The organism is Enterobacter sp. IF2SW-B1 (assembly GCF_001743375.1).
Taxonomy (GTDB): Bacteria; Pseudomonadota; Gammaproteobacteria; order Enterobacterales; family Enterobacteriaceae; genus Enterobacter; species Enterobacter bugandensis.
On the sequence record NZ_MJAA01000081.1, the window covers coordinates 1 to 729 of the forward strand.

A 729-nucleotide genomic window follows, 5' to 3' on the forward strand; every position below is an offset into this window, starting at 1 on the left:
GAACCAAAGAACACAAATGACTCTCAACAAGATGTATATCAACAACAAGTACAACAAACACGTGGGCAATCGCAATATCCATATAACAAACCAGTAAAAGATAATCCGTTTGCAAATGCTAATGGTCCGATTGAAATAGATGACGATGATTTACCATTCTAATTTAACCAGTTTGAAAGTGAGGTGTGTATATGACTGGTTGGATAAAACTTCATAGAAAACTATTAGATTCGCCTATTTTTCAGAACGAAAAGTTATTCAAAGTATTTGCATATTGTCTTATGAAGGCTAGTCATAAGGATCATACACAGCTTGTTGGCAGACGAGTTGTTGAATTAGAAAAAGGTCAATTTGTGTTCGGGAGAAAGCGAGCAAGCGAAGAGTTGCGTCTCAAAGAATCCACAGTAAGAGACTACATAAAGCTTTTAGAAAACCTTGGAACTATCGTCGTAAAGTCCGACAACAAATTTTCTGTTATAACCGTTGTCAATTGGGCGATTTATCAAAGTATGGAAGAAAATTCCGACAGCAAAAACGACAACAAATCAACAACAAATCAACAACAAATGGACAACAAATCAACAACAAATCAACAACAAATCAACACAAACAAGAATGTAAAGAATGGGGATAATGTAAAGAATGGTGAGAATGAGAAGAAGCAGGCGACTACCTTCGACTTCTACCAACATACCGGATACGCTATCATAACTACTTACAAATTAGCCA

At 35.9% G+C, this 729-nt stretch carries 1 protein-coding gene; it reads left to right on the plus strand.

Going from position 1 to position 729, the window contains the following annotated elements:
* Positions 1 to 191: 191 nt before the first annotated feature.
* Positions 192 to 729 (plus strand): hypothetical protein (locus A6013_RS23825; RefSeq protein WP_217629469.1); only part of this gene is annotated, 538 nt, incomplete at its 3' end.